The 14,744-nt window shown below is 62.0% G+C and carries 20 protein-coding genes; 14 read left to right on the forward strand and 6 right to left on the reverse strand.

Annotated elements, in window-relative coordinates; genetic code table 11:
- Positions 1 to 10: 10 nt before the first annotated feature.
- The 3 genes from CQ041_RS10480 to CQ041_RS10490 all read left to right on the forward strand — a co-directional run bounded on the left by CQ041_RS10480 (position 11) and on the right by CQ041_RS10490 (position 1,913).
- Positions 11 to 1,000, forward strand: coding sequence for a 2-hydroxyacid dehydrogenase (locus CQ041_RS10480; RefSeq protein ID WP_105522799.1), 990 nt, complete (start codon positions 11 to 13; stop codon positions 998 to 1,000).
- A 71-nt stretch (positions 1,001 to 1,071) separates the two neighbouring features.
- Positions 1,072 to 1,512, forward strand: a complete 441-nt coding sequence (locus tag CQ041_RS10485) for a hypothetical protein (protein ID WP_105522798.1) — start codon at positions 1,072 to 1,074, stop codon at positions 1,510 to 1,512.
- Positions 1,509 to 1,913: an META domain-containing protein gene (locus CQ041_RS10490; RefSeq protein ID WP_105522797.1), complete on the forward strand. Its 405-nt coding sequence runs from the start codon at positions 1,509 to 1,511 to the stop codon at positions 1,911 to 1,913. The genes CQ041_RS10485 and CQ041_RS10490 overlap by 4 nt, the downstream gene beginning before the upstream one ends.
- A gap of 78 nt (positions 1,914 to 1,991) precedes the next feature.
- Here the strand turns inward: CQ041_RS10490 and CQ041_RS10495 are convergent, their stop codons facing one another.
- Positions 1,992 to 2,453: a TlpA disulfide reductase family protein gene (locus CQ041_RS10495; protein WP_105522796.1), complete on the reverse strand. Its 462-nt coding sequence runs from the start codon at positions 2,451 to 2,453 to the stop codon at positions 1,992 to 1,994.
- Positions 2,454 to 2,568: 115 nt separating this feature from the next.
- Between CQ041_RS10495 and arsC the strand changes: the two genes are divergently transcribed.
- The 3 genes from arsC to CQ041_RS10510 are packed head-to-tail and all read left to right on the forward strand — an operon-like array spanning position 2,569 to position 3,936.
- Positions 2,569 to 2,922 (forward strand): arsenate reductase (glutaredoxin), encoded by a 354-nt coding sequence (arsC, locus tag CQ041_RS10500; RefSeq protein ID WP_105522795.1) that lies wholly within the window; start codon positions 2,569 to 2,571, stop codon positions 2,920 to 2,922.
- Positions 2,919 to 3,533, forward strand: coding sequence for an NAD(P)H:quinone oxidoreductase (gene wrbA / locus CQ041_RS10505; RefSeq protein WP_105522794.1), 615 nt, complete (start codon positions 2,919 to 2,921; stop codon positions 3,531 to 3,533). Before arsC ends, wrbA begins: the two co-directional genes overlap by 4 nt.
- Positions 3,517 to 3,936, forward strand: coding sequence for a DUF2069 domain-containing protein (locus CQ041_RS10510; RefSeq protein WP_105522793.1), 420 nt, complete (start codon positions 3,517 to 3,519; stop codon positions 3,934 to 3,936). Before wrbA ends, CQ041_RS10510 begins: the two co-directional genes overlap by 17 nt.
- A gap of 101 nt (positions 3,937 to 4,037) precedes the next feature.
- Here CQ041_RS10510 and CQ041_RS10515 read toward each other — a convergent pair whose 3' ends face one another.
- Both CQ041_RS10515 and ttcA read right to left on the reverse strand, forming a co-directional pair.
- Positions 4,038 to 4,709, reverse strand: coding sequence for a DNA-3-methyladenine glycosylase I (locus CQ041_RS10515; RefSeq protein ID WP_105522792.1), 672 nt, complete (start codon positions 4,707 to 4,709; stop codon positions 4,038 to 4,040).
- Between the two features lie 67 nt (positions 4,710 to 4,776).
- Positions 4,777 to 5,601 (reverse strand): tRNA 2-thiocytidine(32) synthetase TtcA, encoded by an 825-nt coding sequence (ttcA, locus tag CQ041_RS10520; RefSeq protein WP_105522791.1) that lies wholly within the window; start codon positions 5,599 to 5,601, stop codon positions 4,777 to 4,779.
- Positions 5,602 to 5,884: 283 nt separating this feature from the next.
- Between ttcA and CQ041_RS10525 the strand changes: the two genes are divergently transcribed.
- Positions 5,885 to 6,487: a Yip1 family protein gene (locus tag CQ041_RS10525; RefSeq protein WP_105522790.1), complete on the forward strand. Its 603-nt coding sequence runs from the start codon at positions 5,885 to 5,887 to the stop codon at positions 6,485 to 6,487.
- Positions 6,488 to 6,616: 129 nt separating this feature from the next.
- Positions 6,617 to 7,111: a SprT family zinc-dependent metalloprotease gene (locus CQ041_RS10530; protein WP_105522930.1), complete on the forward strand. Its 495-nt coding sequence runs from the start codon at positions 6,617 to 6,619 to the stop codon at positions 7,109 to 7,111.
- Positions 7,112 to 7,198: 87 nt separating this feature from the next.
- Here CQ041_RS10530 and CQ041_RS10535 read toward each other — a convergent pair whose 3' ends face one another.
- Positions 7,199 to 8,362, reverse strand: coding sequence for a CaiB/BaiF CoA-transferase family protein (locus CQ041_RS10535; RefSeq protein ID WP_105522789.1), 1,164 nt, complete (start codon positions 8,360 to 8,362; stop codon positions 7,199 to 7,201).
- 157 nt (positions 8,363 to 8,519) lie between these two features.
- On the opposite strand from CQ041_RS10535, the gene tusD reads away from it, so the two are divergent.
- The 6 genes from tusD (at position 8,520) to CQ041_RS10565 (ending at position 11,956) form a co-directional block, all read left to right on the forward strand.
- Complete coding sequence (gene tusD / locus CQ041_RS10540; RefSeq protein WP_105522788.1) at positions 8,520 to 8,912, forward strand: sulfurtransferase complex subunit TusD; 393 nt, start codon at positions 8,520 to 8,522, stop codon at positions 8,910 to 8,912.
- A gap of 1 nt (position 8,913) precedes the next feature.
- Positions 8,914 to 9,264, forward strand: a complete 351-nt coding sequence (gene tusC, locus CQ041_RS10545) for a sulfurtransferase complex subunit TusC (protein ID WP_105522787.1) — start codon at positions 8,914 to 8,916, stop codon at positions 9,262 to 9,264.
- Positions 9,264 to 9,542 (forward strand): sulfurtransferase complex subunit TusB, encoded by a 279-nt coding sequence (gene tusB / locus CQ041_RS10550; protein ID WP_105522786.1) that lies wholly within the window; start codon positions 9,264 to 9,266, stop codon positions 9,540 to 9,542. Before tusC ends, tusB begins: the two co-directional genes overlap by 1 nt.
- Complete coding sequence (locus CQ041_RS10555) at positions 9,539 to 9,874, forward strand: TusE/DsrC/DsvC family sulfur relay protein (protein WP_105522785.1); 336 nt, start codon at positions 9,539 to 9,541, stop codon at positions 9,872 to 9,874. The genes tusB and CQ041_RS10555 overlap by 4 nt, the downstream gene beginning before the upstream one ends.
- Positions 9,871 to 10,872 carry a glycosyl transferase family protein gene (locus CQ041_RS10560; RefSeq protein WP_105522784.1) on the forward strand — a complete coding sequence of 334 codons (1,002 nt, stop codon included), beginning with the start codon at positions 9,871 to 9,873 and terminating at the stop codon, positions 10,870 to 10,872. Before CQ041_RS10555 ends, CQ041_RS10560 begins: the two co-directional genes overlap by 4 nt.
- Before the next feature lie 88 nt (positions 10,873 to 10,960).
- Positions 10,961 to 11,956 (forward strand): glutathione S-transferase family protein, encoded by a 996-nt coding sequence (locus CQ041_RS10565; RefSeq protein ID WP_105522783.1) that lies wholly within the window; start codon positions 10,961 to 10,963, stop codon positions 11,954 to 11,956.
- A 107-nt stretch (positions 11,957 to 12,063) separates the two neighbouring features.
- Here CQ041_RS10565 and cysG read toward each other — a convergent pair whose 3' ends face one another.
- Together cysG and serS are read right to left on the reverse strand one after the other, a co-directional pair.
- Entirely contained in the window at positions 12,064 to 13,458 is a 1,395-nt protein-coding gene (cysG, locus tag CQ041_RS10570; protein WP_105522782.1) for a siroheme synthase CysG, read from the reverse strand.
- The gene (gene serS, locus CQ041_RS10575; RefSeq protein WP_105522781.1) at positions 13,459 to 14,739 is read right to left on the reverse strand and encodes a serine--tRNA ligase; all 1,281 of its coding nucleotides are present in this window, start codon (positions 14,737 to 14,739) and stop codon (positions 13,459 to 13,461) included.
- Positions 14,740 to 14,744 lie beyond the last annotated feature (5 nt).

The following is a 14,744-nucleotide window of genomic DNA, read 5'->3' on the forward strand; positions in this document are numbered from 1 at the left end:
GAGCATTCGTATGCGCGTGATTCTTTTCAGCAGCCAGCCCTACGACCGCGACAGCTTCCGCGGCGAGCCTTTGCCACCGGGACTTGAGCTGCACTTCCAGCCCGCGCGGCTCAACCTCGACACCGTGGCATTGGCCGAACGGCATGAGGTGGTCTGCCCGTTCATCAACGACGACCTCAGCGCCCCGGTGCTGGAACAACTGGCCAAGGGTGGCACGCGGCTGATCGCCTTGCGCTCTGCAGGCTACAACCATGTGGACCTGGCCGCCGCCAAGCGCCTGGGCCTGACCATCGTGCGCGTGCCGGCCTACTCGCCCCACGCCGTTGCCGAACATGCCGTTGCGCTGATCCTCGCCCTCAACCGCCGACTGCACCGCGCCTACAACCGCACGCGCGACGGCGATTTCAGCCTGCATGGCCTCACCGGGTTCGACCTGGTGGGCAAGACCGTCGGCGTGGTCGGCACCGGCCAGATTGGCGCGACGTTCGCCAAGATCATGGCCGGCTTCGGTTGCCAACTGCTCGCCTTTGACCCCTTCCCCAACCCGCAGGTAGAAGCCCTGGGCGCCCGCTACGTGAGCCTGCCGCAATTGCTGGCCGAGGCGCAGATCATCAGCCTGCATTGCCCACTCACCGCCGACAGCAAGCACTTGATCAATGCTCAATCCCTGGCCCATATGCAGCCGGGCGCGATGCTGATCAATACCGGTCGCGGTGGGCTGGTGGACACCCCGGCACTGATTCACGCGCTCAAGGATGGCCAACTCGGCTACCTCGGCCTGGACGTGTATGAGGAAGAGGCCCAGCTGTTTTTCGAGGACCGCTCCGACCTGCCCCTGCAGGACGACGTACTTGCGCGGCTGTTGACCTTCCCCAACGTGATCATCACCGCGCACCAGGCGTTCCTGACCCGCGAGGCGCTGGCAGCGATTGCCGGCACCACCCTGGCCAATATCGCAGCCTGGGCGGCAGGCCGGGCGCAAAACATCGTCGAAGGATGATCAGTGGTCACATACCGCGCTCATGATGAGCAGGCACCCGTGATAGGATGCCGCGCCTATTTGGAGGATCCATGGCCGAACACGATTTCCGCTTCAGCTTGCTGAGCCCGCAACACACCCTGATCGAATGCCGCGCCCTGGTGCCGGGCCGTTACCAGGTCACCGGCAACGGTGGTTCGATCAAGCATGGCGACGTACTGATCGTCACCCTGCGCGGCAGTAAAACCCTGTCGATGCGCCTGACCGTCGAAGGTGACGCGCGCTACTCCATCCGCCCGGCTGGCCAGTGGGTCGCCATGGCCCAAGGGCCGAAATTCGGCGAACTGGAGATTCACACCTGGAAGGTCAATTGCGACAGCTGCGACAGCGTGCTGGAGTTTGAATTCGCGGTGGAAACCAAGCTGACCAAAGAGCCGCTGCAACCGGCCGCCAATGCGCGCATCAAGGAATTGGGCTGGGCCAGCGAAGGCGACAAGCACCGCTGCCCGAAATGCCAGCAGGCCGCGCAATGAAAGGCCTGCTTCTGCTCGCCGCCGTCGGTGCGGCCCTCACGGGTTGCGCCGGCGATGCCGTCAAGCTCAAGCAGGACCACAGCTACGTGGTGGAATGGATCGGTGAACGGCCGCTGATGGATTACGCGCACCTCACCGTCACCCTCGGCGAGGATGGTCGCGCTTATGGCAACGGCGGTTGCAACCACTGGTTCGCACCGTACACCCTCGACGGCGACACGCTCAGCTTTGGCAAGATCGGCAGCACTCGCAAACTCTGTGCTGAAGCCCTGATGGAGCAGGAACACCGGTTCTTCCAGGCCTTACAAGGCGTGCAACGCTGGGACATCTCCCCGATCGAGCAGACCCGCTTCTGGCCGGCCGAAGGCAAGCCGATTCGCCTGTGGCTTGAAGAAGGCTGACAACATCGGCTTTAGGTGGGGTGAGGTCAAAATGTGGGAGGGGGCTTGCCCCCTCCCACAATTAATCTGCGTTGTTGCTTAACCGCGCAAAGCCTTGAGCTTGGCGATCACCCCTTCTGCTGTCTGCTCGCCCATCAACGTCTCACGCACCTTGCCCTTGTCATCAATGATGTAGGTGACCGGCAACGCTTCGCTACGGGGAATCTCGAACAGCTCTTCCGGGTTCTGCGCCAGCACCGTGAATTTGATGCCCAGCTTGTCGCTGGCGGCTTTCAATTCTTCACCCTGCACATTGTCGAAGTTGACCCCGATTACGCCCACGCCTTGCCCCTTGAGCTGTTCAGACAAGGCATTGAGCTCCGGGATTTCCGTGCGGCATGGGCCACACCATTCAGCCCAGTAATTCACGACCAGCCATTGCTTGTCCAGGCGCTCGGCTGCCACTTTCTGGCCGTACTGGTCAACGCCGTAGTCATTGCCGCAGCCACTGAGCAGCAGGGTTGTGATGATCGCCAATGCACCGATCAGTCGACTTGTCATGGGGTAATCCTTCGCAAAAATGAACGTGGGTTGCGACCTATCGCCTCTTGCGGTTTAAGGACGGGCCACAGCGCAGGTAGAATACCCGCCACCTTACGCAAGATGCGACCCGCACATGACCGATCTGACGCTTTATCACAACCCGCGCTGCTCGAAATCCCGCGGTGCGCTGGAACTGCTCGAAGCCCGCGGCCTCAACCCGACCGTGGTGCGCTACCTGGAAACCCCGCTGGACGCCGCGCAACTCAAGGCCTTGCTCGCCAAGCTGGGCCTTAGCGCCCGCCAACTGCTGCGCACCGGTGAAGACGAATACAAAACCCTCAACCTGGCTGACGCCAGCCTGAGCGACGCGCAACTGATCGCCGCCATCGCCGCGCACCCCAAGCTGATGGAGCGCCCGATCCTGGAAACCGCGGACAAGGCCATCATCGGCCGTCCGCCCGAAAACGTGCTGGAGATCCTGCCGTGACCACACCCTATGTGCTGGTGTTGTATTACAGCCGTAACGGCTCGGTCAGCGAAATGGCCCGGCAGATCGCCCGCGGTATCGAGCAAGGCGGCATGGAAGCGCGCCTTCGCACCGTACCGGCGATCTCCACCGAGTGTGAGGCCGTGGCGCCAAGCATCCCGGACGAGGGCGCACTGTATGCCAGCCTGGATGACCTGAAGCACTGCTCCGGCCTGGCTCTGGGCAGCCCGACACGCTTCGGCAACATGGCCGCGCCGCTCAAGTACTTCATCGACGGCACCAGCAACCTGTGGCTCACCGGCGCCCTTGTCGGCAAGCCGGCCGGGGTGTTCACTTCCACCGCCAGCCTGCACGGCGGTCAGGAAACCACGCTGATGTCGATGCTGCTGCCCTTGTTGCACCACGGCATGCTGATCACCGGCCTGCCCTACAGCGAGCAGGCGCTGCTCGACACTCAGGGCGGCGGTACGCCTTACGGCGCCAGCCACCACGCCGGGCCGGATGGCAAGCGCCTGCTCGACACGCATGAAATCGCCTTGTGCCGCGCCCTCGGCCTCCGCCTGGCGACCACCGCCACCCTGCTGGAGAGCGGCCGTGGCCAAAAAGCCTAAGGTCCTGCCCTCCCGGGCCTGGCTGGAGCCACGGGTCAAGCTGGCCCGCGCGCTCAGCCTGCTGGCGTTTCTCGGGCTGGTGGGGTTGTTGTGCGGGTATTACCTGTTCATGGCCGACCTGCACGGGGCACGTCCGTGGGTGATCCTGCTGATTGAACTGGTGCCGCTGCTGGTGCTCGCACCGGGCATGCTGCTGGGCAGCGCGCGCGGGCATTCGTGGATGTGCTTTGCGGTGAACCTGTACTTCATCAAGGGCGCACTGGCGGCGTATGACCCGAACCGGCAAGTCTTCGGGGTGCTGGAGATGTTGGCGAGTTTGGCGGTGTTTTGTACGGCGTTGTTGTATGTGCGGTGGCGGCATCAGCTGAATCGGCGGCTGGCAGCAGCATCATTGCCGACCTGAAGTCAGCTATCGCAGGCAAGCCAGCTCCCCTATTTTGACCGAGTGTCAACGTTGGAATGCAGTCAACTGTGTGGCTTGCCTGCGCTGGCATCACCTCAATCTCAATGATTGACGGTGTAAGCCAGCATCATCGACAACTGGCACATCGGCCGCCCGCTTTCGGCGTGCCATTGGTTGAAGGCGCCCTGCACCGTTGCCAGGTCCCGCAGGCTGGTGGGGGCCTTGTCGACGATCTTCTGCGCGTTCAATGCCGCCACGACGTCATAGCTCGGCACGAACGTGTCCTTGCCCACCATGCGCAAGAAGCGCGGCGCAGACAGCCCGCCAAGCTGGTGCCCGTGCTTGCTCAGGTATTTCCACAGGCCGACGATATCGGTCACCGGCCAATCGGCAATGAACGCGCCAAAGCTGCCCTTCTCTTGCTCGATGTCGAGAATCATCTGCGCGTTGCGCGGCACACTCTTGAGCTTGCCCAGGTGGCGGATGATGCTGGTGTCCTGCATCAGCCGCTCCAGGTGCTCGGCGCCCATCAGCACGACTTTTTCCGGGTCGAAGCCAAAGAATACCTTCTCGAACGCCGGCCATTTGGCGTCCACCACGCTGTGCTTCAAGCCCGCGCGGAAGACACGCAGGGCCAAGGTCGACAGGTAGCGGTCATCGCTGATCTTGCGCAATTGCGCCGGGGTTTTCGGCACCGGCAGGTGGGCTTCCAGCTCGGCCGCCGAACCAAAGCGGTTCAGACAATATTCGTGCAGCCACTTGTAATCGCGCATGCCCTCTCCCGGGAAATGAATTGAAAACGGCGCCCGCGAGCGCCGTGTGTCAGAGCGTCGGAACCGCCTAGAGGTTCACTACATTGACGAACCGCGATGCAGCCGTCTCATCGATCTTGAGGCTGGTGAAGTCAAACAGGTTGCGATCAGCCAACTGCGACGGAATCACGTTCTGCAGGCTGCGGAAAATGCTTTCGGTGCGGCCTGGGGTTTTGCGTTCCCAGTCCACCAGCATTTCCTTGACCACCTGGCGTTGCAGGTTTTCCTGGGAGCCACACAGGTTGCACGGGATGATCGGGAATTGCTTGAAGTCGGAGTAGGCCTGGATGTCCTTCTCGTTGCAGTACGCCAGCGGACGGATCACCACGTTACGCCCGTCATCGGCGCGCAGCTTGGGCGGCATGGCCTTGAGGGAGCCGTTGAAGAACATGTTGAGGAAGAAGGTTTCGACGATGTCGTCGCGGTGGTGACCCAGTGCCATCTTGGTCGCGCCGATCTCGTCGGCGAAGGTGTACAGCGTGCCGCGACGCAGGCGCGAGCACAGCGAGCACGTGGTCTTGCCCTCCGGGATCAGCTCCTTGACCACCGAGTAGGTGTCTTTTTCGACGATGTGGTACTCGACACCCAACTCCTTGAGGTAGGCCGGCAGCACATGCTCGGGGAAGCCCGGTTGTTTCTGGTCCATGTTGACGGCCACGATCTCGAACTGGATCGGCGCGACCTTTTGCAGGTGCAGCAGCACGTCGAGCAACGTGTAGCTGTCTTTGCCGCCGGAGAGGCAGACCATGACCTTGTCGCCGTCCTCGATCATGTTGAAATCGGCGACCGCTTCCCCAGCGAGGCGACGCAGGCGTTTTTGCAGTTTGTTCTGGTTGACCGTAAGAGTGCCCATGGCGCTTGGATCCGCTAGAGGTGTGTGACGAAAAGCCGGGTATTTTACCGATGTCGACTATCCACATTCAATGTGGGAGGGGCGGTCAGCATTTCATACAACAGACCCCGCCGCGATTAAGCCCAGTGTTTACAGCGCAATATGCTCTAAAGGCCCTACAGTTATTCAGGTCATAACTTCCTATACTGCGACTGAGGTCGCGTATTTATCCAGACCTTTGAGGCCATTTGGCCCGTGGGCGCTCCGATGGGGGGCGATGGTAATAACGACAGGAGTGACTGGCATGATCCATCACGTCGTGGGGCTGTTTACCCATCCCGACCAGGAATGGCGGGAAATCCGTGGCGATAAAGAAGAAAGCATCAGCCACATGTACCTCACTCACACGCTGATTCTCGCGGCGATTCCCGCTGTATCAGCCTTCATTGGCACCACGCAGGTCGGTTGGGTCATCGGTGACCGCGCGCCCGTGATGTTGACCCAGGAAAGTGCGCTGTGGATGACGCTCATGTCCTACGCCGCCATGCTCGGCGGTGTGGCCGTGATGGGTGCGTTCATCCACTGGATGGCGCGCACCTATGACGCCAATCCCAGCATGGCGCGTTGCGTGGCCTTCGCCACCTACACCGCCACACCGCTGTTTATCGGCGGGCTGGCGGCGCTCTACCCGCACATGTGGCTGGGTATGGTGGTGGGCACGGCGGCCATTTGCTACACGGTGTACCTGCTGTATGTGGGGCTGCCGACCTTCATGAACATCGATCCGGATGAAGGTTTTCTGTTTTCCAGCTCGGTATTGGCGGTAGGCCTGGTGGTGCTGGTGGCAATCATGGCGTTCACCGTGATTGTCTGGGGCCTGGGCGTAGGGCCTATCTACACCAACTGACCCATTTCCAGCCGGGAGCAAGGCCACCGCAAGGTGGCTTTGTGCATGATGCACGACCATTCGGCGCCTGGCAGATTCGGAAACACCCTACTTTGCGGCATACTGGGCGTCTCTGGAGAGATGTACAGCATGCCCGAGCAACTCAATACCCGCGTCGAAGATTGTTTCCTGCAAGCCGAATCCTTTTTCAAACGAAGCTTCAAACGCCCCCAGGTGAGCCTCAAGCTGCGGGGCCAGAAAGCCGGTGTCGCGCATTTGCACGAGAACCTGCTGCGCTTCAACCCTCAACTCTACCGTGAAAACAGCCAGCACTTCCTCAAACAGACCGTGGCTCACGAAGTCGCGCACCTGATTGCCCACCAGTTGTTCGGTGAGCGTATCCAGCCCCATGGCGAGGAATGGCAGTTGATCATGCGCGGGGTCTACGAACTGCCGCCGGACCGTTGTCACACCTATGAAGTGAAGCGTCGCCAGGTGACCCGCTATATCTACCGCTGCCCGTGTGCAGACAGTGATTTTCCGTTTTCGTCCCAGCGCCATGGATTGGTTGCACAGGGGCGGCGGTATTTGTGTCGCAGGTGTCGGCAGACATTGGTGTTCACTGGGGAAACTCGGGTGGAGTGAAGCCCTCATCGGGGGCAAGCTTCCTCCCACATTTTGACCGCGCCGTCGATCAGTGTGGGAGTGAGGCCCCCGATAGCGCCAGACCAGTCACCCAACTACCTTTGTCTGCCGCAATTGCTCTATCCGCCGAGCACTGACCCCCAGCTCCGCCAACACCTCATCACTGTGCGCCCCCACCGCAACCCCAATATGCCGAGGCGCCGGCAACCCCTGCGAGAACTTCAACGGGCAGGCCAACTGCGCCTGGGTCGAGCCGTCGCCGCGCGGTACCTGGCTGACCACCCCCCGCGCTTTCAATTGCGGATGCTCCACCGCTTCGCTCAGGTTCAACACCGGCTCGACACACGCATCCACGCCAGCGAATAGCTCACATAGCTCTTCGAAGCTACGCCTTTCAAACTCGACACGCAGCGCAATTTTGAGTTCAGGGGACATACCTAGCGCCGCCAACTCCGGCCGCCCCAGCGCTTCGCACAGTTGCTGCATAAACGCCGGTTCCAGGCTGCCCACCGACATCCACCGCCCATCCCGGGACCGGTAGTAATCATAAAAACTGCCGCCATTGAGCACATGGCTTTCCCATGCAGGCTCCACCCCGCACGCCAAGTAACCCGCGCCGACCATGGCATTCAGGCTAAATGAGCAGTCCGTCATGCTCACGTCAAGGTACTGCCCTTCTCCGCTCTGCTGCCGCGCAATCACGGCCGCGAGCAAGCCCACCACCGCATGTAACGAGCCCCCGCCCACATCCGCCACTTGCACGCCGAGCGGCAATGGCCCGCTGTCCTGGCGCCCGGTATGGCTGGCCACGCCGGCCAGGGCGAGATAATTGATGTCGTGGCCGGCGCGATCTTTGTAAGGGCCGGTCTGGCCATAGCCGGTGATCGATACATAAATCAGCCTGGGGTTGATCGCTTTCAGTGCCTCATACCCCAGGCCCAATCGCTCCATCACGCCGGGTCGAAACTGTTCGAGGACGATGTCGTAGTTCTTGACCAGCGCTCGCACAATCTCCAATGCCTCAGCCTGCTTGAGGTCCAGGGCCAAACTGCGCTTATTGCGATTGAGGTAGGCATGGCTCGCTGAAGTGCCCTGATCGTGCGGCGGCAACGCCCGCAACAAGTCCAGGCGCGTGGGCGACTCGATACGCAGCACTTCGGCGCCCATGTCGGCCAGCAGCAGGGAGGCAAACGGGCCAGGCAGCAGGGTGGAAAAATCCAGCACTTTGAGGGACGCCAAGGGACCTGACATGGGCACTCCATTTCCGTTTCGACTGCCCACAGACTAGGCAGCCCTGCGCCTGCCGGCAATCGCCGAAACAGTCACCGACAGTGACCGTTTTGATCACGGCGGGCTTTTTCATGGCGACGGCTTTATCATTGGCTCACGTTTACTTGCAGAGTGTTCCATGAAGTTTGCGATTGCCCTGTTTTCTGCCGCCCACGCGCCCTCCTCGCGCCGCGCCCTGATGTTCGCCCAGGCGGCGCTGGCCGGCGGGCACGAGATTGTGCGGCTGTTCTTTTATCAGGATGGCGTGTACAGCGCGTCCAACGCTGTCGTTACGCCGCAGGACGAGCAGGACATTGCCCGCCAGTGGCGTGAATTTGTCAGCCTGCACCAGCTCGACGGGGTGGTGTGCATTGCCGCCGCCCTGCGCCGTGGCGTGCTCAACACCGAGGAAGCCACGCGTTACCAGCGCAGCGCGGTGACACTGGATGCGCCGTGGGCACTCTCGGGCCTGGGGCAGTTGCACGACGCCGCGCAAACCGCCGACCGCCTGATCTGCTTTGGAGGGCCGTGACATGTCCAAATCCTTGTTGGTGATCAGCCGCCAGGCACCGTGGTCCGGGCCAAGTGCGCGGGAAGCGCTGGATATCGTGCTGGCCGGTGGCGCGTTTGACCTGCCTATCGGCTTGCTGTTCATGGATGACGGCGTGTTCCAGCTCGCGCCGCACCAGAACGCCAAGGCCGTGCAACAAAAGGACCTCAGCGCCAACCTGCAGGCATTGGGACTGTTCGGCATCGACGATGTATTTGTCTGCCGCCACAGCATGGCCGTGCGCGGCTTGACGCCGCCCACCGAGGCACAGCCGTTGAGCAACGACGCCATTTCCCAATTGATTGACCGCTACGACCAGGTGATTACCCTCTGATGTCGACTTTACATGTGGTGTCCCACTCCCCGTTTTCCGATAGCCGCCTCGACAGCTGCCTGCGCATCTGCGGCGCCGAGGACGCGATCCTGCTGTGCGGCGACGGTGCCTACGGGCTGCACGCCCCCGCCCTGCACGCTCGAGGCGTGAAGGTGTTCGTGCTGGCCGAAGACATGCAGGCGCGCAATCTGCCCTTACCGGACTGGGCCGACAGCGTCGACTATCCCGGTTTCGTGCAACTGTCACTCGACTACGACAAGGTCAACAGCTGGCTATGAACACCTTGACCGTAGGCGAGCGCGCCCTGGCACTGGACAAGGACGGCTACCTCGTCGACTTGAACGATTGGTCCGTCGAGGTTGCCCATGCATTGGCCGCCGCTGAAACGCTGGAATTGACTGCTGCTCACTGGGAAATCCTCGAGCTGCTGCGCGCCTTCTACGCCGAATTCCAGCTGTCCCCGGCCACGCGCCCGCTGATCAAATACACCGCCTTGAAGCTGGGCCCGGAAAAGGGCAACAGCCTGCACCTCAACAAACTGTTCAACGGCACTCCCGCCAAACTCGCCGCCAAGCTGGCGGGCCTGCCCAGGCCGACGAATTGCTTATGACCGACTTTGCCCCGCTGACCCTGGAAACCCCTGCCGAGCACCCGTTTGCGCAATTCGTGCGCATCCTGGGCAAAGGCAAGCGCGGCGCGCGCAACCTGACCCGCGAGGAAGCCCGCGAAGCGATGGGCATGCTGCTCGACGAAAAAGTCGAAGACACCCAGCTCGGCGCCTTCCTGATGCTGCTGCGCCACAAGGAAGAAAGCCCGGAGGAACTCGCCGGCTTCACCGAGGCCCTGCGCGAACGCCTTGATGCCCCCGCGCTGAACGTCGACGTGGACTGGCCCACCTACGCCGGCAAGAAACGCCACCTGCCGTGGTACCTGCTGGCGGCCAAGTGCCTGGCGCAGAACGGCGTGCGCATCCTCATGCACGGCGGCGGTGCACACACGGCCGGGCGCTTGTACACCGAACAATTGCTGGAGGGTTTGCAGATCCCGCTGTGCCGCAACTGGCAGCAGGTCGACGCTGCATTCGCCCACGGCAACCTGGCGTTTATCCCCTTGGGAGACTGGGCGCCGCAACTGCAACGCATGATCGACTTGCGCAACACATTGGGCCTGCGCTCGCCCATCCACTCCCTGGCGCGCCTGCTCAACCCGCTGAACGCGCGGCTGGGCCTGCAAAGCATTTTCCACCCCGGTTACCAGGGCGTGCATCGCGATGCCAGCGGGCTGCTGGGAGACAACGTGATTGTGGTCAAAGGTGACGGCGGCGAGATCGAGATCAACCCGGACTCGGCCAGCCACCTGTACGGCACCACCGGCGGCGACAGCTGGGATGAAGAGTGGCCTGCGCTTTCCGCCCAGCGCCACGTCAAACCGGCTGCGCTGGACCCCGAGCACCTCAAGGCGCTGTGGCGTGGCGAGGTCGAGGACAGCTACCCGCAACTGGCGCTGATCGCCACCATGGCCCTGGCCTTGCGCGGCCTCGGCCATCCACGGGAGCAGGCCTTTGCACTGGCCCAGCAATACTGGGATGCGCGGAACAAATCGATTTAATCGATAATTAACCCGCAGTCTTTGCGCTTTTAAATCGAACCTATCCCTTTAGACTGGTCTCCAACGCTTATTAGTCGAGGAGCCAGTCATGGGTTTGCTGATCGAAGGACACTGGAAAGACCAGTGGTACGAAAGTAGCGCAGATGGCGCTTTCCAACGGGAACAGGCACAACGCCGCCATTGGGTCACTGCCGACGGTTCGCCAGGCGCTTCCGGCGAAGGCGGCTTCCAGGCCGAGGCTGGCCGCTATCACCTGTATGTGTCCCTCGCCTGCCCGTGGGCCCACCGCACCCTGATCCTGCGCAAGCTCAAAGGCCTGGAAAGCCTGATCGATGTGTCCGTGGTCAGTTGGCTGATGCTGGAAAACGGCTGGACCTTCGACAAGGCCCACGGCTCCAGCGGCGACGCCCTCGATGACTTTGCCTTCATGCACCAGCGCTACACCGCTGATACCGCCGACTACACCGGCCGCGTGACCGTGCCGGTGCTGTGGGACAAAAAGCTCAAGCGCATCGTGAGCAATGAATCGGCGGAAATCATCCGCATGTTCAACAGCGCGTTCAACGAGTTGACCGGCAACACCCTGGACTTCTACCCCGAGGCGCTGCGCTCGACCATCGACAGCTTGAACGAACGCATCTACCCGGCGGTGAACAACGGCGTGTACCGCGCAGGCTTCGCCACTTCACAGCAGGCGTATGAACGTGCGTTTGAGGATGTGTTCGCCGAGCTGGATCATTTGGAGCAACACCTGAGCGACCATCGCTACCTGGCCGGCGAGTTCCTGACCGAAGCCGATGTGCGCCTGTTCACCACGCTGATCCGCTTTGATGCGGTGTATTACGGGCATTTCAAATGCAACCTGCGCAGGATTGCGGATTATCCGAACCTGTCGAACTGGCTGAGGGAGATGTATCAGTGGCCGGGCGTGGCCGAGACGGTGGATTTTGAACACATAAAAGGGCACTACTATGCCAGCCATCGCACGATCAATCCGACGGGGGTTGTGCCGAAGGGGCCGTTGCAGGCGTTTGATGGCAAGCATGACCGGGAGCGGTTGGCAGGTAAAGGTATTTGGACCTGATCCAGATTGCGGGCTGTGATTAAGGGCCCTATCGGGGGCAAGCCCCTCCCACATGTGAAATGCATTCCAATGTGGGAGGGGACTTACCCCCGATGCTCTTGAAAGGCTCAGATTTGTGACTGAGCGCCTTCAAACCACTTGAGCTTCTCGCGCAACACCACCACTTCACCCACGATCACCAATGTGGGCGCATGCACCTCATGCTCCGCCACCATGCGCGGCAGGTCCGCCAGCGTGCCGGTAAACACGCGCTGGTTGGACGTAGTGCCCTGCTGAATCAACGCCGCAGGGGTATCCGATGCGCGCCCGTGCTTGATCAGCTGTTCGCAGATGATCGGCAAGCCAATCAATCCCATATAGAACACCAGGGTCTGCGACGGCCCCACCAGATCTTGCCAGGGCAAATCCGACGTCCCGTCCTTCAAGTGCCCGGTAATAAAGCGCACAGACTGCGCGTAGTCACGATGGGTCAGCGGAATCCCGGCATACGCCGCGCAACCACTGGCCGCCGTGATGCCCGGTACGACCTGGAACGGGATGCCATGGGCAGCCAGCTCCTCGATCTCTTCGCCACCACGGCCAAAGATGAACGGATCGCCCCCCTTCAGTCGCAGCACGCGCTTGCCTTGCTTGGCCAGGTCCACCAATTGCTGGTTGATCTGGTCTTGCGGCACGGCGTGGTCGGCGCGACGCTTGCCGACGTAAACACGCTCGGCATCGCGGCGGCAGAGCTCCAGGATCGCCGGGGCGACCAGGCGGTCGTAGAGCACCACGTCGGCTTGCTGCATCAGGCGCAAGGCACGGAACGTCAGCAGGTCCGGGTCACCGGGGCCCGCGCCTACCAGGTAAACCTCACCCGGCGCATAGGGCGGCGCGCCGTTGACCTTTTCGACCAGCAGGCGCTCGGCCTCATCGCCCTGCCCGGCCAACTGGCGGTCGGCAATCGGGCCCTGGAACACTTCTTCCCAGAACGCGCGACGTTGCTGCACGTCCGGGTACAAACCTTTGACCTGGGCACGAAAACGCGCCGCCAGACCGGCCAATTGACCGTAGGTGGACGGAATCCAGGTTTCCAGCTTGGCGCGGATCAAGCGTGCCAGCACCGGCGCGTCGCCGCCACTGGACACCGCAATCACCAGGGGCGAACGGTCGACAATGGCCGGGAAGATCACGCTGCACAGGGCCGGCGCATCCACCACGTTGACCGGCACACAGCGACGCTTGGCATCGCTGGACACTTGCGCGTTCAGTGGCTCATCGTCGGTGGCCGCGATGATCAGGGTGCAACCGTCGAGGTCGGTCTCCTGATAACCCCGTAACATCAGGTCCCCGCCACTGCCCAGCACCAGCTCGCGGAGCTGGTCTTCGATCTGGGGAGCAACCACCCGCAGCAATGCACCGGCGTCAGCCAGCAGCCGGGATTTGCGCAAGGCAATCTCCCCGCCACCAACGACCAACACACGACTGCCGCGCAGGTTATGAAACAGCGGCAGAAATTCCATTTAGCCGATGACCTCAACGCCCGCCATGTACGGCTTGAGCACTTCCGGCACACGGATCGAACCGTCTGCCTGCTGGTAGTTTTCCAGCACGGCCACCAGGGTACGGCCTACCGCCAGGCCCGAACCGTTGAGGGTGTGCACCAGCTCCGGCTTGCCGGTTTCCGGGTTGCGGAAACGCGCCTGCATGCGGCGCGCCTGGAAATCACCGCAGTTGGAGCACGACGAGATTTCGCGGTATTTGTCCTGGCTCGGCACCCACACTTCGAGGTCGTAGGTCTTCACGGCGCTGAAGCCCATGTCGCCGGTGCACAGCGCCAGTACGCGGTACGGCAGCTCCAGCAATTGCAGGACCCGCTCGGCGTTGGCGGTCAGGCCTTCCAGGGCTTCCATGGAAGTCGACGGCTCGACGATCTGCACCATCTCGACCTTGTCGAACTGGTGCTGGCGGATCATGCCACGGGTATCACGCCCCGAGGCACCGGCTTCGCTGCGGAAGCATGGGCTGTGGGCCACGAACTTCAACGGCAGCTCTTTCGCGTCGAGGATCTCGCCGGACACAATGTTGGTCAGCGACACTTCGGCGGTCGGGATCAGGTATAGGTCGGCCTCGCCTTCGCGGCTGATCTTGAACAGGTCTTCCTCGAATTTCGGCAGCTGGCTGGTGCCCATCAGCGCGGGTGCCTGTACCAGGTAAGGCGTGTAGGCTTCTTCATAACCGTGTTCGGCGGTGTGCAGGTTGATCATGAACTGCGCCAGGGCGCGGTGCAGACGGGCCACCGGGCCACGCAGCAGGGAGAAACGTGCACCAGACATCTTGGCGGCGGTTTCAAAGTCCAGGCCGCCAGTCAGTTCACCGAGGGCAACGTGGTCCTTGACCTCGAAATCAAAGGCTTTTGGCGTGCCCCAGCGGCGCACTTCGACGTTGCCGTCTTCGTCTGCACCGACCGGCACGGATTCGTGCGGCACGTTCGGGATACCCAACAGGATCGAATCCAGCTCGGACTGGATGCCTTCCAGCTCGACCTTGCCGTCGGACAGCTCGGTGCCCATGCGCTCGACGTCCGCCATCAGTGGCGCGATGTCTTCGCCGCGCTGCTTGGCCTGACCGATGGATTTGGAACGCGCATTCCGCTCAGCCTGCAGTGCTTCGGTGCGGGTCTGGACGGTCTTGCGCTGTTCTTCCAGCGCTTCGATGCGCGCAACATCCAGGGCAAAGCCACGGGATGCCAGGCGGTCCGCTACGTCCTGAAGGTTGCTACGTAACAGTTTGGAATCGAGCATGTCGG

The sequence above is a fragment of the Pseudomonas sp. MYb60 genome (assembly GCF_002979555.1).
GTDB lineage: Bacteria > Pseudomonadota > Gammaproteobacteria > Pseudomonadales > Pseudomonadaceae > Aquipseudomonas.

Excerpts from the sequence above, each read along its gene's own strand:
- CQ041_RS10535 (WP_105522789.1), bottom strand. The coding sequence starts at position 8,362 with ATGTCAGGTCCCTTGGCGTCCCTCAAAGTGCTGGATTTTTCCACCCTG.
- CQ041_RS10565 (WP_105522783.1), top strand. The coding sequence starts at position 10,961 with ATGGGTTTGCTGATCGAAGGACACTGGAAAGACCAGTGGTACGAAAGT.
- CQ041_RS10480 (WP_105522799.1), top strand. The coding sequence starts at position 11 with ATGCGCGTGATTCTTTTCAGCAGCCAGCCCTACGACCGCGACAGCTTC.
- tusD (WP_105522788.1), top strand. The coding sequence starts at position 8,520 with ATGAAGTTTGCGATTGCCCTGTTTTCTGCCGCCCACGCGCCCTCCTCG.
- tusC (WP_105522787.1), top strand. The coding sequence starts at position 8,914 with ATGTCCAAATCCTTGTTGGTGATCAGCCGCCAGGCACCGTGGTCCGGG.
- cysG (WP_105522782.1), bottom strand. The coding sequence starts at position 13,458 with ATGGAATTTCTGCCGCTGTTTCATAACCTGCGCGGCAGTCGTGTGTTG.
- CQ041_RS10560 (WP_105522784.1), top strand. The coding sequence starts at position 9,871 with ATGACCGACTTTGCCCCGCTGACCCTGGAAACCCCTGCCGAGCACCCG.
- CQ041_RS10495 (WP_105522796.1), bottom strand. The coding sequence starts at position 2,453 with ATGACAAGTCGACTGATCGGTGCATTGGCGATCATCACAACCCTGCTG.
- tusB (WP_105522786.1), top strand. The coding sequence starts at position 9,264 with ATGTCGACTTTACATGTGGTGTCCCACTCCCCGTTTTCCGATAGCCGC.
- serS (WP_105522781.1), bottom strand. The coding sequence starts at position 14,739 with ATGCTCGATTCCAAACTGTTACGTAGCAACCTTCAGGACGTAGCGGAC.
- CQ041_RS10485 (WP_105522798.1), top strand. The coding sequence starts at position 1,072 with ATGGCCGAACACGATTTCCGCTTCAGCTTGCTGAGCCCGCAACACACC.
- CQ041_RS10530 (WP_105522930.1), top strand. The coding sequence starts at position 6,617 with ATGCCCGAGCAACTCAATACCCGCGTCGAAGATTGTTTCCTGCAAGCC.
- CQ041_RS10515 (WP_105522792.1), bottom strand. The coding sequence starts at position 4,709 with ATGCGCGATTACAAGTGGCTGCACGAATATTGTCTGAACCGCTTTGGT.
- arsC (WP_105522795.1), top strand. The coding sequence starts at position 2,569 with ATGACCGATCTGACGCTTTATCACAACCCGCGCTGCTCGAAATCCCGC.
- CQ041_RS10555 (WP_105522785.1), top strand. The coding sequence starts at position 9,539 with ATGAACACCTTGACCGTAGGCGAGCGCGCCCTGGCACTGGACAAGGAC.
- ttcA (WP_105522791.1), bottom strand. The coding sequence starts at position 5,601 with ATGGGCACTCTTACGGTCAACCAGAACAAACTGCAAAAACGCCTGCGT.
- CQ041_RS10525 (WP_105522790.1), top strand. The coding sequence starts at position 5,885 with ATGATCCATCACGTCGTGGGGCTGTTTACCCATCCCGACCAGGAATGG.
- CQ041_RS10490 (WP_105522797.1), top strand. The coding sequence starts at position 1,509 with ATGAAAGGCCTGCTTCTGCTCGCCGCCGTCGGTGCGGCCCTCACGGGT.